The organism is Haloarcula rubra (assembly GCF_019599465.1).
Classification (GTDB): Archaea; Halobacteriota; Halobacteria; order Halobacteriales; family Haloarculaceae; genus Haloarcula; species Haloarcula rubra.
This window is the reverse complement of record NZ_RKLR01000013.1, coordinates 42,372-64,006: the sequence shown is the minus strand read 5'-3', so window position 1 is coordinate 64,006 and position 21,635 is coordinate 42,372. Positions and strand designations below refer to the sequence as shown.

Genomic DNA, 21,635 nt, shown 5'->3' with positions numbered 1-21,635 from the left:
GTGCGGTGTCGCCGCCCCGTCTCTCCGACTCGTCTATTCGTGCTCATACTTTTGTCAATGTAGTGCTAACAATGAACAATGGCGACCGACCCAACAGCGACCGACTATCGAGTCGCCGTCTCGGTGGCTGAATCCGACCAAATCGGGCAGCTGATGCGGACGGCGCTCGACATCGCCCGCGACCGCGACGGGGACGTCTTCGTCATCAGCGTCGTGGGCGAGTCCCGGTCGTCGCCGTTCTGGGTGTTCCGCGACGAGGTCATCAAGGAGGAGTTCAGCGGTGACCGCCGCGAGCTACTGGACCGTGCAATCGACGTCGCCGAGGGAACCGACGTCGACGTAGACGGGCGCCTCGTCGTCGCCGACAGCGTCGCCAGTGGCATCGTCACTGCGGCGACGGACTGCGACGCCGACGCGATACTGATGGGCTGGCACGCGCGTCGCCACAGCGACATCGTGCTGGGACACATCGTCGACGACGTCGTCGCCTCGGCCCCCTGTGACGTCCTCGTCGAGAAGATAGGCCCGACCGCGAACGGCGTCGAGACCATCTGCCTCCCCGCTGGACCCGGGGCACACACGGCCCTCGCGGCGGGAGTGTGTCACGCCATCGCTCGGGCGAACGAGGCCCGCGTCGACGTGCTCAGAGTGGTGGCACCCGACGCCTCCGACGAGACGCGCGAGGAGGCCGAGACGCTCGTCGCGGAGGCGGCGTCCGCGGTCGGAGACGTGGCCACGACGACGAACGTTGTGGAAGGCGAGGATGTCGCCGAGACGCTGGTCGCGGCCGCCGAGGAACGGGACGTGACCGTCATCGGTGGCGGCGGTGGCGGTCGACTCCGCCGGGTCGTCGTCGGGTCGACCGCCCGCACAGTCGGCCGGCGCGCCGAGACGACCGTCATAGTCGCCACGCGTCCACAGCGAGCGCGGTCGTGGCTCGCTCGCAGGCTCTCGTGAATTCGGCGGGGTGACGGCTCACCTGTCGAATTGTGCGTCCAGTTTCAATCGCACTGTCCGCCAGAGTCGCTAGCTCCCGTCTTCGACCTCGGTGGCGGTCGCAGACGCGGTGTTGCCGGCGGCGTCGGTCACGACGAGTTCGACCTCGTAGGTGTGGCCGTTGTTCTCGTCGAATTTGGCACTCAGGCCGGTCGTGCCGGAGGCATCGGACCCGCTGACGTCGACGCTGGCCGTGTCTTCGGTCGCGCCCGTATCGGCATCGGTGAGCGTCAGGTCGACCGTCTGGAGGTCGCCGTCGGAGTCGCTGACGCGCCACGAGGCGTCGAAGTCGGCGTGTGGACTGCCGCCGCTGTTGTCCTCGCTCACCGAGAGGCCGTCGACGGCGAGGGTGCTCTCGGTGTTGTCGGTCGTGACGGTGATGCTCGCACTGGTCGTGTTGCCAGCGGAGTCCGTCGCACTGGCGGTCAGGGTGTGGTCACCGTCCGCCACGCCCGTGGTGTCCCACGAGTCCTCGTAGTAGCCCGAGGTGGAGTTGTACGTGGTCGCGCGTGCGGAGCCGCTGTCGACAGTGTACGTGACGTCGAGCGAGTCGTCGCTGTCCTCGCTATCGCTGGCGTCTATCTGGACCGTTATCGTCCCCGACACCGTCTCACCGTCGGCGGGCGTGACCCACGAGACGGTCGGCGCACCATCGTTAGACCCGGACCCCGACACTGCGGCTTCGACGTCCAGTAACCCGTTCCCTTGCTTACTGTCCGACAGCCCGATGTCCTCCGCCGTATCGTTGAGTTGCGTGCGGGCCTCGGTGTGCCCGTAGCCCTGTGCCATCAGCTGCCCGCCAGCGCCGCTGACGTGCGGACAGGCCATCGACGTCCCCGAGAGCGTCTCGTACCCGCCGCCATTGTACGTCGAGTAGACGTCGACGCCGGGGGCGGCGAGTTCGATGTCGCTGCCGTAGTTCGAGAAACTCGCGAAGCCGTCGGTGTCGTCGGTGGCACTTATCGCCATCACCGTCGAGTAGGTAGCGGGCGCCGTCCCCTCGACGTCGCTGCCGTCGTTCCCTGCGGCGGCGACGAGCAGGACGCCCCTGTCGTAGGCGTACTGACAGGCGTCTTTGATAGTGCTCGATTTCGGGCCGCCGAGACTCAGGCTTCCGACGTCGTAGCCCTGGTCTGCGACCCACTCGAGGCCGGCGGCGACGTCGGAGTAGGACCCGCTTCCGTTCTTGTCGAGTACCTTCACCGCGTGCAGCGTCGCCGCCGAACTCACGCCGACGACGCCTTCGCCGTCGTCCACCGCGTCGGCGGTGCCCGCGCAGTGGGTCCCGTGGCCGTTGTCGTCGTCCCACGCCTCGGCGTAGGGCCCTTTCGCTTTCACGAACGCCTTACCCGTGCCGAGGTTGCCCTGGAGGTCCGGGTGGTTCGAGTCGATACCAGTGTCGAGTATCGAGACGTCCGCACCGTCACCGGTGGCACCGTCGGCCTGGGCCTTCTCGGCGTCGACCCGGTCGACGCCCCACGGGACTTCGGGGTCACTGGAGTCGATGCTGATAACGCGCATCTTGCCGTCGGCCTCGACGTACCGCACGTTCGGGTTTCGTCTGAGGGCGTCCAGCGCCTGTGTGGAGAACCGACCGGCGACTGCCTGCCCGATGTCGCCGAAATCGAGGACCCGGTAGACCGAGTCTGCCTTTCGTTTCGCAGCGGCCGTCGCGGCCGGCGTACTCGTCCCGACGATGTGACGCGCCGTGTCGACGGCACCCGCCGTCCCCGTTCCGAGGAGGAGCGCTCCGGCACCGGCCCCGCCGAGTCCGTATAGCAATTCACGTCTGAATAGTTTCGATTTGCCCATGCTTGGTAATCACAACCATACAGCTTAGGCATTGCGACACTACGCACGGCCCAGTCGCCGTTCGCCTCGAACGACCGTGCTGGCTGTCGATTCGGATCCGAGTGCGACAGTGTAGCGCACCAGTACGCACGGGCGTTCGGCCCGGTACTGTCGCTCTCGGTGTCGTCGCGAACCATCCGGTCTAGCTACTTGCAGTCAAGAGTTAGACCGTCGACAGCGATACTGGCTACTGTATCATGGCGACCGACGAAATCGCATTCGCTACTCGTACCGAGGACGTTGACGGCGGCGACCCGAGCGACGACGGGACGGCCCGCTGTCCGCTCTGCGTCTTCGAGAACGACCCGAAGACGCTCTATCGACATCTGCAGACCGCACACCGGAAGAGCGAATTGAGCCGCGCATTGCTCGACGCTAGCTGAGTGGCGCGATAGCTCGATGTGGAGTGCTTCACGTGTAAAGACCGACCGGTGGCGCTGGGAGGGGGAGTGTCGACGTCCACGCAGACAGACCACCGTCCCAGTCTCCCAGTACCCGTTTCGTACCGACCCGACTGCTGTCCCCTCTCGTCGCCAGGGGAACCGGTAGGCCGGCGATAACTAAGCCCGCAATCCCTCTGTCACCGCTCGATGAGTACGGACACCGACGTCGACGCTGTCGCCGACCACTGCGGGACCGTCCTCGACACCGTCTCCGGCGCGGTCATCACCGAGCGAGAGACGCTCGAAACCGTCCTGTCGGGCTTCCTCGCTCGCGGCCACGTCCTGCTGGAAGACGTGCCGGGGACCGGCAAGACGCTCACCGCGCGGTCGCTCGCGAACGCGCTCGGACTCGAGTTCTCGCGCATCCAGTTCACGCCGGACCTCCTGCCGGCCGACGTCACCGGCACCTACGTCTTCAACGAGAAGACCCAGGAGTTCGAGTTCCGCGAGGGCCCCATCTTCGGCAACGTCGTCCTCGCCGACGAGATAAACCGCGCGTCGCCGAAGACGCAGGCCGCACTGCTGGAGGCGATGGCGGAGGGGCAGGTCACCATCGACGGGGAGACTCACGCCCTCCCGGACCCCTTCTTCGTCATCGCGACCCAGAACCCAATCGAACAGGACGGCACCTTCCCGCTGCCGGAGGCACAGGTCGACCGCTTCGTCGTGAAGACGAGTCTGGGCTACCCCGACGAGGACGGCGAACTGGAGATTATCGACCGGCGTGCGGCCCGCACCGACCGGACGCCGTCGGTGACGGAGGCCGTCTCCATGGCTCCCGCAGAACTCCGGCAGGCACCAGAATCGGTCCACGTCGAGAAAGAGGTCCGGAAGTACGTCGTCCGACTGGCCCGCGCGACCCGCGAGGACTCGCGCGTCGAGACGGGCGTCTCCCCGCGAGCGACCCAGCGGTTGTTCGAGGCGGCCAGAGCGCTCGCCGTCGTCCGCGGCCGGGACTACGTCACGCCCGACCACGTGGCCCGCATCGCGCCGGAAGTCCTCTCGCATCGCCTCGTCCTGACGCCGGACGCGCGCGTCGACGACGTCGAGAAGCGCGCCGTCGTGGCGGACCTGCTGGACGACGTCGAGGTGCCCACGGTCACCTATACAGAACAGCCATCAGAGTGACGGCGGCGGCGAGGAGCAAGGCCAGCGCACCCAGCGGCACTCCGGTCCCCCCGTTCTCGTAGAGGACCAGCGCACCGACGACCAGCACGGCCCCGTAGCCGCCGCTAGCACCGGCGTGGACGAGTTCGACGGTGTAGGTGCGGGCGTCGGCCCGCAACTGCTCGCCGAGGCTGATAGCGTGTTCCGCGAGGTCCCACGCAACGATAGCGGCGGCCGTCGCCGCCAGCAGTGCCGGTGGCTCCGCGCGCTCGAAGATGCCGGTGAGGACGACGCCGACGACGAGGGCGGCCAGCCCCGCCGAGACGAACCGGCGGGCGATGCGCTGTCTGAGCGGCCGCGTTCCGAGGCCGACGCACACGATACCGACCAGTCCCGGGACGAGTTCCGCCTGTGCGCCGAACTCGTTAACCGCGCTCAGGGCGTGCGAGAGCGACGCGACGACGACTATCGCCCCGACGGCGACGACCGCCTGCCCGACCAGCGGGGGGTACTCGCCGGTCAGGTCGTCCCGGTCGCCGAAGACGACGAGCGCGACGCCCGCGACCGTCCCGAACACGGCCAGGCGCTGGTCGGGGCCGGGCGCCAAGAGTACCGTCGAGACGCCCGCCAGCAGTATCGCCAGCGCGCTGGCGACGGGCGTGGGCCGGTGGTCGACGCCAGTCACGCCGACCACCGCCGTCGTCGCTCGCCCAGAAGCACGGTGCCCAGCGACTCGGTCGGCGTCCAGTCGATGACCGGGACGCCGGCCTCGCGGAGCGCGTGTATCCGGTTCTCGCGCTCGGTGCGTGCCAGCCGTTGCCCGGGCGTCCGGTCGGCGGTCACGTCCGGACACAGCACCGTCGTGGTGTGGGACGCCGCCTCCAGGGTCCGCACGGTCCGTACTATGGCGTCGTCGGCCAGCGGCGAGCAGACGAGCACCTGCGTGTCGGTGTCGAGGCGCTTCCTGAGCATCTCCGTCTGCCGAGCGACGTCGCCGTCCTCCCCGGGTACCGGCGGCGTCGCCGACAGGCCAGGGTGGGTCCCGAGCAGTCGGCGGAGGTCGGCGTGGTGGTCCGGGCCGACGCCGGGCGCGGCCCAGCAGAACTCCCGGCCTAGCGCGGCCACGCCGACGAAGTCGTTGGTGTCGTCGAGCGTCGCCAGCAGTCGCTCGACGGCCGCGAGGCTGTGGGCGACGGCGTTGGGCGTTCCCTCGCGCGCTGACCGGTAGGCCGGTTCGCGGGCGTCGACCAGCAGGAGGACCGAGGTGCGCCGTTCCTCGCGGAACTCGATGGTCGTGAGTTCGCCGGTGCGGGCCCACCGTTTCGAGTCGATGCGACCCAGCGGGTCCCCACGGCGATACTCACGGACGGCGTGGAACTCGATGCCGCTCCCGCCGTCGTCGGTGACCAGACGACCGGCGTGGCCGTTGGTCTGCTGGCGCACCGGCAGGGAGGGGACGGACTCGGCGCAGTCGATTTCGGTGCCCGTCGCCACCGTCGTCTCCACCTCGTGCCCGCCGGTCACGTCCCTGACGACGACGGTAGCGGGGTCGAACTGGTGGCGGCCGTGTTCGGCCTCGACGGCGTAGGTGTACTCCGTCGTCTCGCCGGGCCGCAACACGGCGGCGTGGCGCGGACTGGCCGACGCGACGGTGAGCATCGGCGGGACGCCGTCGACGACGCGCACGTCCGTCAGTGTGCGGTCGCCGGTGTTCGTCAGCCGCGTCGTCACCGTCACCGGGTCGCCGCGTGCCGGATGGCCGTCGTCGAGCCGGCGCTCCAACTCCAACTCGACGGACGGTGGGCCGAGCAGTCGGGGATACGCCGCGTAGCCGGCGCCGACGGCCCCGACGAGCAACACTGCGGGCCGGTCGGCGAGGACGCCGACGGCGACGGCGAACAGGCCGACGGCGACGATACCGCGCCAGCGGCCGGTCGTCCGGACCGTGGTCATGCCTCCTCGCTCCCTTCCCCACGCTCGTCGGCCGCGTCGGTCTGCTCCAGAAGGGCGCGTGCGACCGCTCTGGCGCCGTGCTGGACCCACGAGTCACCGCGGAGCAGGAGTCGAGCGCGCTCGCTCAGTGGGGGGCCGCTCGCCGTCTCGTCCAGGAACCGCGTGGCGACCGGGTCGTCGGTCCACGCGCCCTCGGCGACCCACCGCTCGGCACGCTCCTCGCTCAGGTCCTCCTCGCGCATCAGCGTCGCGACCACCGTCGACCGCAACCGCCGGCGGAGTTCCTCGGCGTCTTCGCTCCCCTCACGCGCCGAGAGCGTCGGCAGGCCCTCGACCAGCCGGTCGAACTCGGCGCCGGGCGGCGGCGCGTCCCGAACCGTCTCCGGTTCCGGCGGGTCCGCCTGCGTGACGTGTTCTCTCGCTCGGCGGACGACCATCCACCCGAGGACGCCGACGGCGACGCCGCCGAGAATCCCCAGCAGGAAGTACTCGTTGCCGACCCGGTCGATGAGCGACTCCGTCGGGAAGAGGCCCGACCCGCCGGGGAGGACCGCCAGCGCGAACGCGAGGACGCCGACGGCCACGAGCAGGTACCACCCGAGTCGCCGGACGCCGGTCACCGCTCGCTCACTCATCGGCGTCGTCCCCCAGCGTCTCGAGCGATTCCCGGGCGATCCGCTCTCGCTCGCCCGACGGCGGCGCGCCACCGTACTCGACGTCCTCGAACGTCCGCCGGAGCTGGTGGACCGCGTCGGCGTCCAACCCCGTCTCGACGGCCGCACGGGCACAGTCTCGGGGCGTCTTCGTCCGCTGTCGGACGATACCGGCGCGTCGAAGCAGGGCTACCCACGCTCGCTGGACTTCGTTCTCTGGTGCCGGTCGCAACGTTTCGTTCCCCTCGTCGGGCGGGGCTTCGGCCCCCACTATCATTCCTAACAGCGAGATAATCTCTTCGCGGTAGCGGTACGCGATGCCTACGAGCGCCGCGAGCGCCACCAGCGAGAGGAGCGCCACGAGGAGTGCCTGCAGGTTCGACTCCGACGGCACGACGCCGGTCCCCTCGCCCTCGCTCGGCGCTTGCTGCTGGTTGTTCTCGCCGCCCGACCCCGCGTTCGATTCCGAGTTCGCGCTACTCGACTCGCTGGCTGACTGCCTATCGGAGCCGTCGGGGTCCCTGTTCGCGTTCTCGCTCCGCTCTCCGGTCGGTGCTGGATTGCCCGTGTAGCGGTCGTGGAGATTCTGTGCAGCGTCCTCTATCTCGCCGGCCCGGTCGTCACCGACGGGGAGCATGTCGTAATCCGGGTCTATCGCGTCCGATGGGTCGGTCGACATCGACGAACCGAGCGTCGCGGCCGAGAGGCCGATGGCGACGACGACGACAGAGGCGACGCCGACCGACACGAGTCGTTCAGTGTCCATTGGTGTCCGAACGGCGACCTGAGTCGCCTGACTGGTCACGCCTGCGTCACAGCACGGCGTTGTTATAGGGGGATTATCCCCGAGGCCGTAGCGGAAGAGAGCGCCGAACGACGCCGGCGAAGGACCCGAGTTCTCAAGTGCGGTGGTGGCCAACCCTCCGCCGATGAACGTCAGCATCGTCGGGAGCGGCTACGTCGGGACGACCGTGGCGGCCTGTCTCGCCGAGTTGGGCCACGAGGTGACGACAATCGATGTCGACGAGGCTATCGTCGACGCGGTCAACGCCGGCGAGTCGCCCATCCACGAACCGGGACTGGACGACCTGGTCGCCGACCACGGCGGCGACCGACTGCGCGCGACCACGGACTACGGCGTCGTCCGCGAGACGGACCTGACGATGCTGGCCCTGCCGACCCCCTCCAACGAAGACGGCAGTATCGACCTGCAGTACATGGAGGCCGGCGCGACGTCCGTCGGAGAAGCACTCGCCGACGCCGACGACGCTGCTGACCCGCACCTCGTCGTCACGAAGTCGACGGTCATCCCGCGGACGACCGACGATCGACTGGCCCCGCGCATCGCCGACGCCGGACTCACACGGGGGGAGGATTTCCTCGTCGCCTCGAACCCCGAGTTCCAGCGGGAGGGTACCGCCGTCGAGGACTTCCTGAACCCCGACAAACTCGTCTTCGGCGCCGACGACGAACGCGCGTTCGAGCGGTTACGCGCTCTCTACGCGCCCCTCCGTGAGGCCGCCGACGACGACGTGCCCGTGGTGGAGACGGGTATCGCCGAGGCCGAGATGATAAAGTACGCCAACAACACCTTCCTCGCGAGCAAGGTCTCGCTCATCAACGACATCGGGAACGTCTGCAAGGAGTTCGGTGTCGACGCCTACGAGGTGGCCGAGGCCATCGGTCTCGACGACCGCATCGGCGAGCAGTTCCTGCGGAGTGGGGTCGGCTGGGGCGGGAGTTGCTTTCCGAAAGATACGGATGCAATTATCTCTGCGGCCCGCCAAGAGGGTTACGACCCAGCGGTCCTGTCGGCCGCCGTCGAAGTGAACGACACCCAACCCGAGCGCCTGCTCTCCCTGTTAGACGACCACGTCGACGTCGCCGGCAAGCGCGTCGCCGTGCTCGGACTGGCGTTCAAGCCCGGTACCGACGACATCCGGAACACGCGCGCCGTGCCGGTCATCGAGGGCCTGCGAGAGCGGGGCGCCGAAGTGGTGGCGTACGACCCCGTCGCCGTCGAGAACATGCGTGAGCGATATCCCGACGTCGAGTACGCCGGGTCCGCTGCCGAGGCGTTGGAAGGCGCTCACGGTGCGGTGGTCGTCACGGACTGGGACGAGTTCGCGGCGCTCGACGACGAGTTCGGCGCGATGGCCGACCCCGTGGTGGTAGATGGTCGGCGGATTGTCCAGCGGCGTGACGGGATTACGTACGAAGGCCTGACGTGGTAGGTCGGGCTACGACGGTTCCCGGTACCGGTCGGCGACGAGGACGACCATCGCGAGCGCGAGCGTCACGACGAGTACCGTAGGGTCAGAGGAGACGTAGAGGCTCGGCGTCGGCGGACGCCAGTTCGTGAACGGATAGAGCCACGCCGAAGCGTGGCCGTCGGCGAACACCCGAAGGCCATCGAGGACGAGCGCGCTCAGGCCCCCGGCGACGAGCAGGCCGTACACCCGCCGCCAGTGGTCGCGCCGGAACGCCAGCGTGATGAGTGCTGCGACGACGAGGACGCCGCCGAGCGTCGAGAACGAACCGTAGGAGAGTGGCACACCGAGCATCGCGCCGACGCTATCGGCCTCGAGCACGAGGTCGACCTTGACTAGATCAGGGATGGCGCCGCCACCCATCCCGACGACGACCCAGCGCCGGTCCAGCCAGTCGACACGCCAGCTGGCGACGGTCAGCAGGACGAACGGGACCAGCACGTGTGTCAGCAGGTCAGCCATCGCGTCTCGCCTCCAGAACCCAGCGGCCGGTGTCGACGCGCCAGTACCGGGCGAACAGGACGAGGAACAGGAGGACACCGACTAACGAGGCCCCGTACTTGTACAGAAGCGCCCCGGTACTCGCGTTGACCACTCTGACGACCTGCGCGTCGACGGTCCTGTCGGGTTCGAGTGTCCCGTACACCTGGACGGTCCCGCCTCGTTCGACATCGGCGTCGCTACCGTTTACGCTGAGGGTGATAATCTCACCGGTAGCTTCGACCTTGATAGTGAATGCAGCCCCGTCGGCGTCGACAGCGGTCACCTCCCCGAACAGGAACGCCTGCTTGCCGACGTAGGTGTCGTAATCTGCCGCCAGTTCGTCGGCGTCGGGATACGGCCAGCGCTGGTCCTCGGTGGCCTCGTAGTGGACGAAACTCGCCCCGAGGACCGACAGCAACAGGAGTGCGACGACGGCACGGTACCGGACCTTCACGTCATCCGGTGAGCGCAGTCAGATAGATGGTCGTTGCGGTTTCCGCAGGCGGCGTGTGGGCGCTACTCCGTGTCGGCCAGTGCGTCCCGAACGACCGAGGCCACGTCGTGTTCGGCGGCCCAGCCGAGATGTTCGCGAGCAGCCGTGGTATCGACCGGGAAGTCGTCGACGAGTGTCTCCTCACCGGCACGGGGGTTCTCGACGAGTTCAACCGTGGGGTCGTAGCCGAACTCGACGGCCGTGTCACGGACGAGCCTCGCGACTTCGTGGACGCTCGGGTCCTCGTCACTGGCTATCTCGAACTTCTTGACGCCGGTCTCGCCGGCCTGTAGCTGCTCTACGAGTCGTTCCGCGCTCCGGACGTACGCCCGCGCCACGTCCTTCACGTGGACGAAGTTCCGCGACTGGGTGCCGGGCTCGTACACGGTCAGCGTCTCGCCGGCCAGCGCCCGGCCGAGGAAGAAGTTGATGACGGTCCCCTTCGAGATGCGCTCCCCGCCGACCTCGTGGCCACCGTAGAGGTTCGATATCATGAACTGGTGGGCCGGGAACGCGCCGTCGGAGAACGTGTCGATGGCTCGCTCCGAGAGGAGTTTCGTCCGGCCGTACCAGTTGATGGGGTCCCGCGGGTGGTCGACGGTGATGGGGAACGCCTGTGGGTCGCCGATGACGGCCATCGAGAAGGGGAACGCCAGCGCCGCACCGGTCTTCCGGCAGAACCACGCGACGTTCTCGGTCCCCTGCACGTTGACCTCGTAGGCCAGGTCCGGGTTCTCGTCGCAGTCGTCGACGCCCGACACCGCGGCCAGATGCAGAACGACGTCGGCACCCTCTAACGCGGCCTCCAGCCGGTCGCGGTTCCGGATGTCGACGTGGTCGACGTCGACGTCGCCGACGGTCCGGAGGTCGCCCCGGTAGAAGTTGTCGACGGCGGTGAGTTCCCAGTCGGGGTGCTGTTCCTGCAGTTCGACGAGGACGCGGCTGCCGATGTAGCCGGCCGCGCCCGTGATAGCGATGTGTGGCGTGTCTATGTCTCGTTCAGGCATCGGTGAATCTCCGTGCGAGGTCGCGAACCCCCTCGCGGAGGGTGGTCTGCGGTTCGAAGCCTGTTCTGCGAAGTCGGTCGAAATTGACGTGGTACGAGGGGCCGGGGTGTTCGTCTTCGAGGTAGGTGATGTCGACGGCGCCGACCTCCTCGTCGACGACGTCGGCTATCTCCGAAATCTGGTAGTTGGCGTCGGAACTCCCGACGTTGTACACCGTCTCGTCCCACTCGCCCGGTTCGAGCGCGGCGTGTTTGTAGGCGCGGGCGGCGTCGGAGACGTGGATGAACGGCCGCCAGTTCGACCCGTCGCCGTAGACGGTGAGCGTGCGCCCGGTGAGCGCCCGGAACACGAAGTAGTTCACGACGAGGTTGAACCGGACACCCGGCGAGTAGCCGAAGTTCGTCGCCATCCGCAGGGCGGTGCCGTCCATGCCGAACTCCTCGCAGTACTCCCGCAGCAGGGTCTCGGAGTCGAGTTTTGTCTCGGCGTAGGGGTTGATGGGGTCGGGCGTGACCGTCTCGTCGATGTCCGTGCTGGTCGCCCGGCCATAGACGTTACACGAGGAGGCGAAGACGACGTTCTCGACGCCCAACTTCCCGGCGGCCTTCAGGACGTTCTCGGTGCCGTCGTAGTTGACCGCGACCGTCTCCTCGCGCCGGTCGCGGGTGCTGGACGCGCCGGTGATGGCAGCCAGGTGGACGACGGTGTCGACGCCGCGCATGGCGCTCTCGACGTCGCCGTACTCGCGGACGTCGCCGCGGCGGAACTCCAGATTGCCGTCGACGGCACCCATCAGGGCCCGCGGCGACCCCGAGGTGAGACTGTCGAGGACGACCACCTCGCCCACCCGGCCGTCGGCCTGGAGGCGCGGAATCAGGTCGCTCCCGATGTAGCCACAGCCACCCGTGACGAGGACGTCGGTCGTCATTCCTCTAGGACGCCCGGCAGGAAGCGGTCCTCGTGGGACTCGATGGTCTCGGTGTACCGCGTCAGCGTCTCGAAGATGTCCTCGACGCCTTCCTCGAAGGTCTGAGCCTGCCCGCCGATGAGGTCGTCGTAGCGCTCGTTCTCGATCTCCATCTTGTGGGTCTCGTCCTCGTCGCGCGGGTTCTCGAAGTGCTCGACGGCCACGTCCAACTCGAACTCGCTCCCCACGTCGGCGATGGTCTCGGCTATCTCGACGATGCTGATGGCCCGCGTGACCTGATTGTAGACGGTCAGGCCGTCGGGTCGGTCGTCGGCGTCGCCGAGTGCGAGCTGTGCGAGGCCTTCGACAGCGTCCTCGAGCGAGACGAACGGTTTGCGCTGTTCGCCCTTGCCGTAGACGGTGACCGGGTAGCCGGCGACGGCTTGGGCGCAGAAGCGGTGGCCGACGGTCCCGAAGTAGTAGTCGAAGTCGAAGCGGGTCTTCAGTCGGTCGTCCTCCCGGGTCTCCTCGGTCTCGGTGCCGTAGGTGATGGCCGTGCGCACGTCCGAGATGGGGATGTCGAACTGCTTGTGGGCCAGTCGCATGTTGGCCGCGTCGTGGGACTTCGTGAGGTGGTACCAGCTCCCAGCCATCGCCGGGAAGGGCACGTCGTCGGCCTCGCCCTGATTCTCCATCGTCGCGCCGCCCTCGGGGATGGGGAACTCCGGCGCGCCGTAGACGCCCGTCGTCGTCGTCTCGACGAAGTGCGTATCTGTGAGGTCGTGCTCTTCGAGGCCCCACAGCAGGTTCCGCGTGGCCTGCATGTTGTTGTGCTGGGTGTAGTTGGCCCGCTCGCCGTTGATCTGCGAGTACGGCGCGGAGGGCTGGGCGGCCGCGTGGACGATGGTTTCCGGTTCGTGGACCTGCAGGAGTTCGTCGACGAACGCTCGCTCGGTCAGGTCGCCCTCGACGAAGGACATGTTCGAGACGCCGAGCGTCTCCTCGGCGGCGCGGATGCGCTCGTCGATGGACGCGACCGGTGTGGCGCTGGTCGCGCCGACCTCTTCGACCCACTCACGGCGGGCGAAGTTGTCCACGAGGAGGACACGGTTGTCGGTTCGGTTCGCGATGCGCAAGGCGGTGGGCCAGCCGATGTAGCCGTCGGCCCCGGTGACGAGGATGCTCATAGTTACTCAACTCGTGAGTAACTACACTCGGGTAAATATCTTCTGCCATTTCGAGGGGTCGGCCGTGCCGGTGACCCACGACCGCTCGGCCGTTCCGGAAGGGTTAAAAATCGCCCTCGCCTTCCTTCAGATGCTATCGCACGGGCCGGTGGGGTAGCCTGGTATCCTTCGGCCTTCGGGTGGCCGTAACCGCGATTCGAATTCGCGCCGGCCCACTACCTACAAACCCTCTTTTATGGGTTTCCTGACAGTTAGCGGCCGCCCTACGGGCGGTCTCCGTGAGTCTCTTGGACACCAACGAGCGGCTTATCCGCGACTTCTGCGGCGAGTATAGCGACGAACCACTCCAACGCTGCCCGCACTCGACGACGGGAGTACAGACCGTACCGCCCAACGGTAGTCCGTCCAGGTACGACGATATTTTTCGGGGCTACGAGTAGGGGTTGATTCGGTGCTCCTGTCGAACAGCCGTGCGAAGAGAACGAGTTTGGGGGATGACGGAGCGAGTGATGACTGTCCGGCATTTCGATTTTCGGAGAAGAATACGACGGATTTGATTGCAGCATTCCACCCATGGCGACGCCGGAACCGTCGGAAACTCGAACGGCACCTCCCTTCCACGCGGCAAGGTACATGACGTACGTAATAGCTGAAACAGAGGACTGACACTACCGCGACCAGTATGTAATATTTTATATTATAAGTGTAATTAACAGCTTTTATATAATTGGATGGAGGCCTGAAAATGCATGCAACGTAGAACGTATCTCGCTGCTGTCGGAACGTCTTTGCTCGCTGGTTGTTCCAGTGGGAGCGATTCTTCCACGACCGAGACTGATACAGATACCTCGACCCCGACAGAGACGCCGACCGATACACCGACTGCGACGCCCGAACCAACGCTGGAGGATGTTTCTTTTCCCGACGGAGTAACCGGCGATGACGTCTCGGCTGATGTGGTGACGAGCCACCAACGTCAGTTGCTCGGTGAACAGTATACCATCGAGATGGAGTCTGTGGAGGGGAGTCGTCTCACGCAGACGACGGTCGAGATTGGATCGAACAGTATTCATCAGGAACAGGTCTCTTCGAACACGTCCAACCGGTCGTTCTACAAAAACGGAGATATCGGGTTCGCGAGTGCAAACGACGGTGAGTTCCACTTCACTGTCGATCCGACAGTCAACCGCGATGCTGTCTCACAGATCCGCCGTCTCCGTCGGCATATCGAAGCAGGCAACTATACGCCGACCGACGCCGTCGAACAGAACGGCAGTCTGTTGATTCGGGCCGAAGCAGACGATGCCTCGCTGACAGAGCGATTCCGACGCCGGGCTATCGACACTATCGACTCTTACAGTGGCACTGTTCTCCTGACAGAAGACGGCCGCATAGTCGATCTGAAATACGATATGACCTTTTCTCGGAACGACCGCTCGACCGACACAGAGTTCTCGTTCGCAACCAAGGCGGTCGGTTCGACTTCTGTATCGGAACCATCGTGGCTTTCGACTGCCAGGGCAGACGCGGTCACGTTCACCGCACGCCCTGCCGGCGGCGATGACCCGAAGTACGTCGCCATAGACATCGAGGGCGACGGGTCACTCCCATCGAATATCTCTGGTAGTCTCTCTTTCGCCGACGGTAGTGCCTTCGGGCAAACGTCCTCGACGATTAGCGGCGGTGATACTCTCTACCTTGCAGCTACACCAGAGAACCGCCTCACGGTTTCCGTGAACACGCAACCATCCAACGTCGCGAATATCGACGGCCGGACATTCGTCAATGTTAATCTGAACGGTGTTGCTGTGGTGAACCAGTCGCTGTCGCTCTAACACCATCCATTCAGTCCATCAGGACCGGTTTCGACTACTTTCCTTCACCTGCGTAATCCCCAGACAGAGAGTTTCCTGGGCATCGTTCGGTCACCGACCTGTATCGGGAATCGCCGGATCCGAACACCACGTTTCCTCCTCGATAGGGGACGGTGTTTCGACTTTCCGTCACGCCCTCGACGTAGCACTATACCCGTCGGTCTGGCCAACATCGTGTATGGCACGGACACAGGTGCTAAAGCGCACCTTGGCCAGAACACCGCTGCCGACGACGTCGTTGGCCACCCCACGTCTGCTGTCGCTGTGTCGACGGCGTGCCTTCGAGTCGCGAATCCGAGGGGCGTCTCCGCCAATCTGCCTGCCCTCATCGAAACTGTTGTACACGGACCGGTCACGTTCCGGTGACCGGAAACAAAAACTCGCCGCTCAGTCGAAGAGGCCGTCGTCGGACTCGAACACCGGCGGGTCGAACAGGTCGGTCAGGAGGTACGACGGGGTGACCACCTCTACGTCGTCGGTCTCGTCGATTCGTCGCATCTGGTTGCGGAACCCTGCCTCGCTGATCCAGTCCTCGTCGCCGATCTCGTGGTAGGCGAGGACGACGAGCTGGTCGTACTCAGCGGCCAACTCGATTGCGTCATCGACCCGGTCCCGTTCCTCGGCGAAGATGCGGCCGACGGTCAGCGGCCCGCCGAGTTGGTGGCCGTGCGTGTTGCTCCCGTCCGTGAACGCCAGATAGTGGTAGTTCTCGACGACGTCGCGCGTCCGCGGGTCGTTGCTGCCCCACGGATAGACGAAACTGCTGGCGCCGTCCTCGAACCCGTTGTCGAGGAGCCACGCTTTGGCGTCGCGGACCTGTGAACGAATCGCGTCGGTCTCGAGTTCCGTGAGCCGTTCGTGGTCGACCGTGTGGCTCCCGATCTCCCACCCGGCGTCCTGCAGGTCGCGGAGTTGGTCGACCGAGAGGTAGTCGTCGTCCCCCACTCGGTCGGGATTGACGGCCGCGAACCCGGGGAAGTCGTACTCGTCCATCACGGGGAACGCCCGGGTGTACTGGGACGCCTCTGTATCGTCGAAGGTCAGGACGACGTAGCCGCCGTCGCCGCGTTCGGTCGCGCGGAGGTCGTCGACCAACAGTTCGATGGGGCGTCCGTAGTCCTGGTTCATGCTGAGCCGAATCTCCTCGACCTCCGCGAGGTCCGGGTCGCCGTCGACCCCCGTGATGCCGAGGTCTAGACGGAACCACCCGTAGGTCGGCGTGATGGTCCGGCGGCGCATCCGCACTTCGTCGCCGTCGTCGTCCTCGACGGTGACGGTCAACTGCTCGACCTCGGGCGCTTCGAGTTTGAGCGCCAGCGAGAGCGACCGGTCCGAGAGGTCGAGGTCGTCGTCGAACTCGCGACTGATTTCGAGCGTCCCGCCATCGCCGGACTCCAGGGATAGCCGCGCCGACTGGGTGCCCTGATAGACGTCCCTCTCTTCGACGTTGAGCGACCCGTTCTCGACATCCCACTCGTCGAGATCTTCGAAGTCGTCGACGCGGTCCCCGACGTCGACGTATCGGTCCGGGCTGGCGAACGCCGTTCGCAACTCGTCGACGGCGGCGTCCCGTTCCCGGTCCCGCTCCCGGTCGTCGTCTTCGTCCTCGTCGTCGTGTCCGCGAGCGATGTCAGATGTGTGATAGAGGCTACCGACGACACCCAGTACACTGCCGGTTCGTCGAAGAAACAGCCGTCGTGAAGCCCCGTTCGACTCCGTCATGGTCTGTCGCAGGTATACGGAGTCGTGCTGATTGTTATTCTGACGTTGTCACTAGCCCGGATTCGAAAGGCGCACTTATCAGAACTAGCCACGGGACAACCTCGGATTACCGGTGGCCGACCGGAGCGGTGTCGGTCCACCGACCGTGCGCCGTCGTCTGTAAACGACGACTGGCACCCCGACGTCTTCGAGTGGTCCGCTGTCGTCCCGGCCGTCTCGACACACCTAACAGCCCCGACAGTCACCACCGAGTATGCGCCAGTTCGTCGTCGTCGGCCACGACGCACCCACCACGCCCGACTTCTCGCTCGACGACCTCGCCGGGGCCGCCGGTCGCCTAGACGTGCTCTGTCGCTGTGTCAACAGCGCCTTCTTCCTGAGTCACGACATCCGCGAGGACGTCCGCACGCACCTCGTCCTCGCCGACGAGTACACCGTCACCTTCGAGGGGAGCGACCTGCGGCGACTCAACCCGGACGAGCGGTCGACGGCGGCGCTCGTCCGCAACGCGCTCGAAGAGCGCGCGGAGGCTATCGGTCACGTCCCGGTCGAGACGTCGCCCGGCGTCTCGCTCACTCGCCGGGGGTTCGAGGGAACGCTGGAGGACGTAGCACGAGACGGGACCGTCGTCCAGCTCCACGAGGACGGCGACCCAGTCGTCGACGTCGGGCCGCCGACAGACCCGGTGTTCGTCCTCTCGGACCACCACGACTTCGCGGCGAGCGAGGCCGAGTTGCTGGCCGAGGCTGCCGACGAGCGCGTCTCGCTCGGCCCCGAGCGACTGCACGCCGACCACGCCGTCACCGTCGCACACAACTATCTCGACACGGACGGCTTCACGCGGTACTGACCGGCCCCAGAAGACATTTCACTCGCGCTCCCGACGACGCCGTATGATGCAGACGGTCCGTCGAACCGACGAGCGCTGCCCGCCCACCGGCGACGGGCACGTGCGACGGGGTGAGAGACGAGATGTCTGAGTCGACACTCGACCGACGGACGCTCCTCGCGTCGCTGGCGGGCGTCGGGGCGGCCTCGGTCGCCGGCTGTTCGGTCCTCGAAGGCGGCGAGGACAGCGACGCGAGCGAGGTGGACGCCGACCGTGCCAGCGAACTCGCCACCCGCTTCGCACCCACCCTGTACTTCGACGAGAACGAACCGTGGTTCCCGACGGACCCGCGACCGTACACGAGCGAACGCGACGGCGAGACGGTCGTCGACGGGTTCGACGCCTTCGACGGCTACCACGAGCGGTTCACGGGCGAGCAACCGCCGAACCCGACGGTGTTCTACCACGCCGTCGAGTACGAGGACTCGCCGCTGGCGGTCGTCCAGTTCTGGCTGTACTCCGCGTTCGACCAGTTCACGACCAACTTCCACTGGCACGACTGGGAAGTGCTGCACGTCTTCGTGGACACGGAGACCGACGAGCCACAGCTGTACGTCGCCAGCTCCCACTCCCGGAAGGTGCCCAACAACGAGTTCCTCGACCCGGACCCGGAGGGGGTGCCGCGCATCCTCTCGGAACTGGGCTCGCACTCCAGCGCGCTGTCGGTCAACGACTCCGCCGACGAGTTCCAGCGACTCCCGGAGGACGGGTCCTTCGCGGACATCACCAACAGCGCCATCGAGACGCTGGAGGACGTGGCCGCCATCCCCTTCGCCTACGGGTTGCCGCGTGACGAGGGTCACCGACTGCCCTACGTCGTCCCCGAGTACGAGGGGGCTCCGCTGTACGACCACCCAGACCTCCCGTCCGTCGAGCGTTCGGACCTCGTCGACGAGGCCCTGACGGTGCGCTCGCTGGACTCGCTCTCGTCGCCGCCGACGGACCTCCCCGACCGGTCGACGGGACTCGTGTTCAAACACGCCGAACGCGAGGGCGGCGACGAGGCCGACGTCGAGTACGACCTCGTCCCGACCGGCGAGATAGAGTCTATCACGGACTTCACGGGGCCGCAGTTGAGCTTCGAGTTCGCCGTCCCGGAGTTCGGCGAGGACGCCATCGCTGGCCACATCACGACGACGGGCGCGCCGTGGGGCCAGCCACGGTACGAGAACCCGGCGGCGGACATCTCCGAACCGAACCACCGCGCGGCGCTCGCCGAGCGCTACGACGCCATCGGCGAGGCGGCCCCTATCAACACTATCGTCGCGAGCATCTCCGAGGCCGTCCCGAGCGGCGACGCCCCGGAGGACGAGGGCCTGACCACGCAGTCGTCGACCGTCGAGGCGTTCGCGCTGCTGGAGAGCGACCCCGAGGCGGTGCCCACCTTCGACGGCGTCGCCGCCGTACAGGACGTGCCGGCGGGCGACCACCGACTGACGGTCAACCGCGCCGGGGCAGCCCCGCACAGTGAGCAGGTGGCCGTCGCCGACGAGGGCGGGCCGACGCTGGCCGGCGTCGACGGCGAGATACCGACCGTCGCCAACGAGCGCGCCCGCAAACTCGAACTGGACCCGGCCGACGCCGACAGCGACCTGACCGACCTCGCGGTCGAAGACGACTTCGCCGGCCGACTGTACGACTCGCCGCTCGACGGCGCGGACGCGGTGTACGTCCACGACGGCGGTGCCTACACGACGGAGGTCCGGGACGCCGACGACGCCGTCGGCGCGTTCCGCGTGAACCCGGACCCGGCGGCCGAGGAGTCGGTCCGCATCGAGCGGCCCGACACGGGGAAGGCGTCGCTGTCGACGTTCCTCGCGGACATCGCCGAGGAGACCCGCGGCGAGGTGGCCGAGACGGCCGACGGCAGCGGCGACGGCGACCAGCAGACGGACGCCGATAGTCGCAACGGGGTGGAAGACGGCGGCTCGCAGAACGCCGTGCAGGGACTGGAGCAGGCGCTCGCCGCCGTCGCCGAGTCGGCCCGGAAGGCGGCGGAACGGGCGCGGGCCGGCGACGGGAACGGTGCCGACCAGCGACTCGACGCCGTCGCCGAGCGACTCCAGCGAGTGGCGACCCGCCTCGCCGAGGCGAGCGACGACCTGCCGGACCCGCTGGCCAACGCCGCTGGGCGCCGCCTCGAACAGGCACGGCGCCGCACGGAACAGGCCCGGAACGCCGAGAAACTCTGAGGACTGCCGTCGCTCACCGGTCGAAATATTCGAGGAAGACCGCTCGCGAACCCGCGCTCGAGGCCGTCTACGACCCGAGCCAGCGGGCCACGCCGCCGCCGAGCATCACGAGTGCGCCGGCGATGAACGTGCCGGGAACCGGGAGTGCGAACAGGAGTGCGCCACAGACGAGGACTATCGAGGATGTTCTCATCGAGTCGTTACTACGACGGCCGCTCGGATACGCGCTAGGCTTGCAATCGCCACGGGTTTATCAGTCCCGTCCCCAGACCCGCGCATGCCAGACGACCTCGCGTGGGAGACGCTCGACACGGAGACGGCCTACACGTGCCCGGGGTTCGACATCGTCCACGAGGACGTGCGACTGCCCGACGGGACCGAGTCGGACTTCGACTTCCTGCGGGAGGGCGACAGTGTCGTGATACTGCCCTTTACCGCAGACGGCGACGTCGTCGTCATCGAAGAGTGGCGACAGGCGGTCAAGCGCCTCAATCGCGCGCTCCCGGCCGGGAGTATGGAGGCCGACGACGACGCACCGCGGGCCGCCGTCGACCGGGAACTCCGCGAGGAGACGGGCTACGAGGCCGACGACGTGCGCCACCTCTACACCGCGGAACCGGCCAACGGCTACGCCGACTCGGTGTTCCACTACTTCCTCGCCGAGGGGTGTACGCCGACGGCCGAACAGGACCTCGACTTCAACGAGTCCATCCGCGTCGAGACGACGACGTTCGAGGCGCTACTAGAGGCCGTGCAGGCCGGCGACCTGCAGGACGGCCGCTCGGCGGTGGGTATCATGTACTACGCGCTGTTCGAGCGCTGACTCGTACCAACGTTTATCGGGTAGAGAGAGTTACCAAGTAATCATGGCGACAGCGGTCAAGGTCGACGAGGACGCCAAGTCCCGTCTCGAAGAGCTACAGGCCGAGATTCGGCTGAAAGCCGGCAAGACGGTCACGCAGCAGGAACTCCTCTCACGGCTCATCGACGACGCGTACGAGTCGCGGGCAGAGGTCGTCGACTCGTTCCGGGAGTCCGCGGTCCCACTCACTGACGACGAGAAAGAAGCGATGCAGCGCGGTAGATTCAGTTCGGGCACCGAGACTGACGAAGAAGATATCGACGATATACTCTACGGATGACTGTCCTCGTCGATACGGGTGTTCTTTACGCCGACCACGACACCGATTCGGCTCGGCACACAGCCGCCAGCGATGCATTGGAGACGGTGTACGACGGCGAACACGGGCAGCCCTACGTCAGCGAGTACGTCTACGACGAGGCGGTCACGCTGACGCTCAAGCGGAGCAACTCTATCGAGGCTGCTCATCGACTGGGACGACGCCTCCGTGGAACTGGGTCGTTTCCGGAGGTGTACGAGATTCTGCACGTGTCTCACGCGCTGTTCACAGACGGTATCGACGTGTTCGAGCGCTACGACGACCAGAACCTGAGTTTCACCGACTCCATTCTCGTCGCGCAGGCTGAGCATCACGACATCGATGCAGTCCTCAGTTTCGACGACGACTTCGACGGCCTCGTCGACCGACTGGACCCGACCGACCTGTAGAACACAACCCTTAGGCGCGCGCCCCGCCGACGACGCTC

General features: G+C 66.7%; 22 protein-coding genes and 1 tRNA gene. 11 read left to right on the top strand and 12 right to left on the bottom strand.

Annotated features, from left to right (window positions below; all coding sequences use genetic code 11):
• Positions 1-78: 78 nt before the first annotated feature.
• The gene (locus EGH21_RS20495; RefSeq protein WP_220620273.1) at positions 79-957 is read left to right on the top strand and encodes a universal stress protein; all 879 of its coding nucleotides are present in this window, start codon (positions 79-81) and stop codon (positions 955-957) included.
• A 69-nt stretch (positions 958-1,026) separates the two neighbouring features.
• Here the strand turns inward: EGH21_RS20495 and EGH21_RS20490 are convergent, their stop codons facing one another.
• Positions 1,027-2,808: a S8 family serine peptidase gene (locus EGH21_RS20490; RefSeq protein ID WP_220620272.1), complete on the bottom strand. Its 1,782-nt coding sequence runs from the start codon at positions 2,806-2,808 to the stop codon at positions 1,027-1,029.
• A 236-nt stretch (positions 2,809-3,044) separates the two neighbouring features.
• Between EGH21_RS20490 and EGH21_RS20485 the strand changes: the two genes are divergently transcribed.
• Complete coding sequence (locus EGH21_RS20485; RefSeq protein WP_220620271.1) at positions 3,045-3,230, top strand: hypothetical protein; 186 nt, start codon at positions 3,045-3,047, stop codon at positions 3,228-3,230.
• A 207-nt stretch (positions 3,231-3,437) separates the two neighbouring features.
• Positions 3,438-4,418 carry an AAA family ATPase gene (locus tag EGH21_RS20480; protein ID WP_220620270.1) on the top strand — a complete coding sequence of 327 codons (981 nt, stop codon included), beginning with the start codon at positions 3,438-3,440 and terminating at the stop codon, positions 4,416-4,418.
• Here the strand turns inward: EGH21_RS20480 and EGH21_RS20475 are convergent.
• From EGH21_RS20475 to EGH21_RS20460, 4 genes are read right to left on the bottom strand one after another with little or no spacing between them, the layout of a single operon-like run.
• Positions 4,390-5,091, bottom strand: a complete 702-nt coding sequence (locus tag EGH21_RS20475; RefSeq protein ID WP_220620269.1) for a DUF7519 family protein — start codon at positions 5,089-5,091, stop codon at positions 4,390-4,392. The two genes, EGH21_RS20480 and EGH21_RS20475, sit on opposite strands and share 29 nt — an antisense overlap.
• Positions 5,079-6,350, bottom strand: a complete 1,272-nt coding sequence (locus EGH21_RS20470) for a DUF58 domain-containing protein (RefSeq protein ID WP_220620268.1) — start codon at positions 6,348-6,350, stop codon at positions 5,079-5,081. The genes EGH21_RS20475 and EGH21_RS20470 overlap by 13 nt, the downstream gene beginning before the upstream one ends.
• Positions 6,347-6,985, bottom strand: coding sequence for a DUF7269 family protein (locus tag EGH21_RS20465; RefSeq protein WP_220620267.1), 639 nt, complete (start codon positions 6,983-6,985; stop codon positions 6,347-6,349). The genes EGH21_RS20470 and EGH21_RS20465 overlap by 4 nt, the downstream gene beginning before the upstream one ends.
• Positions 6,978-7,769 (bottom strand): DUF4129 domain-containing protein, encoded by a 792-nt coding sequence (locus tag EGH21_RS20460; protein ID WP_220620266.1) that lies wholly within the window; start codon positions 7,767-7,769, stop codon positions 6,978-6,980. The genes EGH21_RS20465 and EGH21_RS20460 overlap by 8 nt, the downstream gene beginning before the upstream one ends.
• Positions 7,770-7,932: 163 nt before the next feature.
• Between EGH21_RS20460 and aglM the strand changes: the two genes are divergently transcribed.
• Positions 7,933-9,237, top strand: a complete 1,305-nt coding sequence (gene aglM / locus EGH21_RS20455) for a UDP-glucose 6-dehydrogenase AglM (protein ID WP_220620265.1) — start codon at positions 7,933-7,935, stop codon at positions 9,235-9,237.
• 6 nt (positions 9,238-9,243) lie between these two features.
• Here the strand turns inward: aglM and EGH21_RS20450 are convergent, their stop codons facing one another.
• From EGH21_RS20450 to EGH21_RS20430, 5 genes are all read right to left on the bottom strand, one after another.
• Complete coding sequence (locus EGH21_RS20450; RefSeq protein ID WP_220620264.1) at positions 9,244-9,735, bottom strand: metal-dependent hydrolase; 492 nt, start codon at positions 9,733-9,735, stop codon at positions 9,244-9,246.
• Positions 9,728-10,210, bottom strand: coding sequence for an OB-like fold-containing membrane protein (locus EGH21_RS20445; RefSeq protein ID WP_220620263.1), 483 nt, complete (start codon positions 10,208-10,210; stop codon positions 9,728-9,730). Before EGH21_RS20445 ends, EGH21_RS20450 begins: the two co-directional genes overlap by 8 nt.
• Positions 10,211-10,272: 62 nt before the next feature.
• Positions 10,273-11,256: an NAD-dependent epimerase/dehydratase family protein gene (locus tag EGH21_RS20440; protein ID WP_220620262.1), complete on the bottom strand. Its 984-nt coding sequence runs from the start codon at positions 11,254-11,256 to the stop codon at positions 10,273-10,275.
• Positions 11,249-12,184, bottom strand: a complete 936-nt coding sequence (locus EGH21_RS20435) for an NAD-dependent epimerase/dehydratase family protein (RefSeq protein WP_220620261.1) — start codon at positions 12,182-12,184, stop codon at positions 11,249-11,251. The genes EGH21_RS20440 and EGH21_RS20435 overlap by 8 nt, the downstream gene beginning before the upstream one ends.
• On the bottom strand, positions 12,181-13,350 hold the full coding sequence (locus EGH21_RS20430) for an NAD-dependent epimerase/dehydratase family protein (RefSeq protein ID WP_220620260.1): 1,170 nt from the start codon (positions 13,348-13,350) through the stop codon (positions 12,181-12,183). Before EGH21_RS20430 ends, EGH21_RS20435 begins: the two co-directional genes overlap by 4 nt.
• A gap of 142 nt (positions 13,351-13,492) precedes the next feature.
• On the opposite strand from EGH21_RS20430, the gene EGH21_RS20425 reads away from it, so the two are divergent.
• Both EGH21_RS20425 and EGH21_RS20420 read left to right on the top strand, forming a co-directional pair.
• Positions 13,493-13,565 (top strand) — tRNA-Pro (locus tag EGH21_RS20425).
• 534 nt (positions 13,566-14,099) lie between these two features.
• Positions 14,100-15,185 carry a DUF7537 family lipoprotein gene (locus EGH21_RS20420; protein ID WP_220620259.1) on the top strand — a complete coding sequence of 362 codons (1,086 nt, stop codon included), beginning with the start codon at positions 14,100-14,102 and terminating at the stop codon, positions 15,183-15,185.
• A gap of 426 nt (positions 15,186-15,611) precedes the next feature.
• On the opposite strand, the gene EGH21_RS20415 is transcribed toward EGH21_RS20420, so the two are convergent.
• Entirely contained in the window at positions 15,612-16,946 is a 1,335-nt protein-coding gene (locus EGH21_RS20415) for a polysaccharide deacetylase family protein (RefSeq protein ID WP_220620258.1), read from the bottom strand.
• A gap of 253 nt (positions 16,947-17,199) precedes the next feature.
• Between EGH21_RS20415 and trmY the strand changes: the two genes are divergently transcribed.
• Both trmY and EGH21_RS20405 read left to right on the top strand, forming a co-directional pair.
• Entirely contained in the window at positions 17,200-17,796 is a 597-nt protein-coding gene (trmY, locus tag EGH21_RS20410) for a tRNA (pseudouridine(54)-N(1))-methyltransferase TrmY (protein WP_220620257.1), read from the top strand.
• Positions 17,797-17,918: 122 nt separating this feature from the next.
• On the top strand, positions 17,919-20,027 hold the full coding sequence (locus EGH21_RS20405) for a hypothetical protein (RefSeq protein WP_220620256.1): 2,109 nt from the start codon (positions 17,919-17,921) through the stop codon (positions 20,025-20,027).
• A 67-nt stretch (positions 20,028-20,094) separates the two neighbouring features.
• Here EGH21_RS20405 and EGH21_RS24485 read toward each other — a convergent pair whose 3' ends face one another.
• Positions 20,095-20,220, bottom strand: a complete 126-nt coding sequence (locus EGH21_RS24485; RefSeq protein WP_268899093.1) for a hypothetical protein — start codon at positions 20,218-20,220, stop codon at positions 20,095-20,097.
• Between the two features lie 84 nt (positions 20,221-20,304).
• On the opposite strand from EGH21_RS24485, the gene EGH21_RS20400 reads away from it, so the two are divergent.
• Genes EGH21_RS20400 through EGH21_RS20390 form a run of 3 tightly spaced genes read left to right on the top strand, consistent with a single transcriptional unit; the run spans position 20,305 to position 21,597 of the window.
• Positions 20,305-20,850, top strand: coding sequence for an NUDIX hydrolase (locus tag EGH21_RS20400; RefSeq protein ID WP_220620255.1), 546 nt, complete (start codon positions 20,305-20,307; stop codon positions 20,848-20,850).
• A 43-nt stretch (positions 20,851-20,893) separates the two neighbouring features.
• Positions 20,894-21,169: a hypothetical protein gene (locus tag EGH21_RS20395; protein WP_220620254.1), complete on the top strand. Its 276-nt coding sequence runs from the start codon at positions 20,894-20,896 to the stop codon at positions 21,167-21,169.
• On the top strand, positions 21,166-21,597 hold the full coding sequence (locus tag EGH21_RS20390; protein ID WP_220620253.1) for a type II toxin-antitoxin system VapC family toxin: 432 nt from the start codon (positions 21,166-21,168) through the stop codon (positions 21,595-21,597). The genes EGH21_RS20395 and EGH21_RS20390 overlap by 4 nt, the downstream gene beginning before the upstream one ends.
• Positions 21,598-21,635 lie beyond the last annotated feature (38 nt).

Coding starts and splice junctions, on each gene's coding strand:
- EGH21_RS20495 (WP_220620273.1), top strand. CDS start 79: ATGGCGACCGACCCAACAGCGACCGACTATCGAGTCGCCGTCTCGGTG.
- EGH21_RS20490 (WP_220620272.1), bottom strand. CDS start 2,808: ATGGGCAAATCGAAACTATTCAGACGTGAATTGCTATACGGACTCGGC.
- EGH21_RS20485 (WP_220620271.1), top strand. CDS start 3,045: ATGGCGACCGACGAAATCGCATTCGCTACTCGTACCGAGGACGTTGAC.
- EGH21_RS20480 (WP_220620270.1), top strand. CDS start 3,438: ATGAGTACGGACACCGACGTCGACGCTGTCGCCGACCACTGCGGGACC.
- EGH21_RS20470 (WP_220620268.1), bottom strand. CDS start 6,350: ATGACCACGGTCCGGACGACCGGCCGCTGGCGCGGTATCGTCGCCGTC.
- EGH21_RS20465 (WP_220620267.1), bottom strand. CDS start 6,985: ATGAGTGAGCGAGCGGTGACCGGCGTCCGGCGACTCGGGTGGTACCTG.
- EGH21_RS20460 (WP_220620266.1), bottom strand. CDS start 7,769: ATGGACACTGAACGACTCGTGTCGGTCGGCGTCGCCTCTGTCGTCGTC.
- aglM (WP_220620265.1), top strand. CDS start 7,933: ATGAACGTCAGCATCGTCGGGAGCGGCTACGTCGGGACGACCGTGGCG.
- EGH21_RS20450 (WP_220620264.1), bottom strand. CDS start 9,735: ATGGCTGACCTGCTGACACACGTGCTGGTCCCGTTCGTCCTGCTGACC.
- EGH21_RS20440 (WP_220620262.1), bottom strand. CDS start 11,256: ATGCCTGAACGAGACATAGACACGCCACACATCGCTATCACGGGCGCG.
- EGH21_RS20435 (WP_220620261.1), bottom strand. CDS start 12,184: ATGACGACCGACGTCCTCGTCACGGGTGGCTGTGGCTACATCGGGAGC.
- EGH21_RS20430 (WP_220620260.1), bottom strand. CDS start 13,350: ATGAGCATCCTCGTCACCGGGGCCGACGGCTACATCGGCTGGCCCACC.
- EGH21_RS20420 (WP_220620259.1), top strand. CDS start 14,100: ATGCAACGTAGAACGTATCTCGCTGCTGTCGGAACGTCTTTGCTCGCT.
- EGH21_RS20415 (WP_220620258.1), bottom strand. CDS start 16,946: ATGACGGAGTCGAACGGGGCTTCACGACGGCTGTTTCTTCGACGAACC.
- trmY (WP_220620257.1), top strand. CDS start 17,200: ATGCGCCAGTTCGTCGTCGTCGGCCACGACGCACCCACCACGCCCGAC.
- EGH21_RS20405 (WP_220620256.1), top strand. CDS start 17,919: ATGTCTGAGTCGACACTCGACCGACGGACGCTCCTCGCGTCGCTGGCG.
- EGH21_RS24485 (WP_268899093.1), bottom strand. CDS start 20,220: ATGAGAACATCCTCGATAGTCCTCGTCTGTGGCGCACTCCTGTTCGCA.
- EGH21_RS20400 (WP_220620255.1), top strand. CDS start 20,305: ATGCCAGACGACCTCGCGTGGGAGACGCTCGACACGGAGACGGCCTAC.
- EGH21_RS20395 (WP_220620254.1), top strand. CDS start 20,894: ATGGCGACAGCGGTCAAGGTCGACGAGGACGCCAAGTCCCGTCTCGAA.
- EGH21_RS20390 (WP_220620253.1), top strand. CDS start 21,166: ATGACTGTCCTCGTCGATACGGGTGTTCTTTACGCCGACCACGACACC.